Origin of the sequence: Yersinia sp. 2542 StPb PI (assembly GCF_048593855.1) — a bacterium.
GTDB lineage: Bacteria > Pseudomonadota > Gammaproteobacteria > Enterobacterales > Enterobacteriaceae > Yersinia > Yersinia enterocolitica_E.
Map to the genome: position 1 here is coordinate 1 of NZ_JAZGQA010000423.1, position 999 is coordinate 999.

Here is a 999-nt window from a genome sequence, read left to right on the forward strand (position 1 = left end):
ACAATAAATTAACTGAGAGGTTTTATCATGATTTCTGCCAGTTCTCTTAACTCAGAGCTCATAAATAAAATCGCCCAGGATTTTGCCCAAGCTACCGGATTGGCGGTGGTGGTGGTGAATATTCACGGTGAGGAAATCTCTGACCTGTTTAATTTCACTCCATTTTGTCAATTAATGCGTCAAGATCCGGTTAACCATCTGCGTTGTCGGATGAGTGATCGTTGTGGTGGCCTTGAAGCGTCCAAATCCAATGAGCCCTGCATCTACCGCTGCCATGCCGGATTAACTGATTTTTCTATTCCTTTGGTGATTGCCGGCCATCTGGTGGGTTTTGTGTTATGTGGGCAGGTCCGGCTGCATGCAGATGTTTACCTTATTGATATTCTGAATGTCGATAATAACTGGCAGCAGAATCCGGCGCTAATGGATGAGTTCCATAATGTACCGATAATGGATTTTTCTCGGGTAATAGCCTCGGCTGATTTGCTGAAGCTGATTGTTGAGAACTGCCTGAAAAAACACCTCAATTTCGTTGTAATCAATGACAATATGGGGAGCAAAGAGCCGGGCAGGGTACGGCCGGTCCACCCGCATGACAGCAAAATGAAGAAAGCACTACGCTATATAGACACGCATTTGTCAGAAGAGCTGCGGTTGGAAGAAGTGGCTGGCAAGGTGTATCTCAGCCCTTACTATTTCAGTAAATTATTTAAAAAATATCAGGGGATCGGCTTCAATGCCTGGGTCAACCAACAACGCATGGCCAATGCCAGAGAGATGTTGCAGCACAGTGATTGGAGCATTGCCAGCATTGCCAAAAATCTTGGATTTTCCCAAACCAGCTATTTTTGCAAGGTGTTCCGCCAGACCTATAATGTGACACCGCAGGTATTTCGTTCACTTTCTTCTGAACGCAGTGAAATGGAATGACAGTTATTGATCTAATAACAATTAGTCATGCTCTATGCTCACGTTTATATATTTAAGAACTGTGATGGG

The 999-nt window shown here is 44.2% G+C and carries 1 protein-coding gene; it reads left to right on the forward strand.

The window, feature by feature from the left end; genetic code table 11:
• Positions 1 to 27 precede the first annotated feature (27 nt).
• Positions 28 to 930 carry a transcriptional regulator PocR gene (gene pocR, locus V1952_RS22060; RefSeq protein ID WP_372558492.1) on the forward strand — a complete coding sequence of 301 codons (903 nt, stop codon included), beginning with the start codon at positions 28 to 30 and terminating at the stop codon, positions 928 to 930.
• Positions 931 to 999 lie beyond the last annotated feature (69 nt).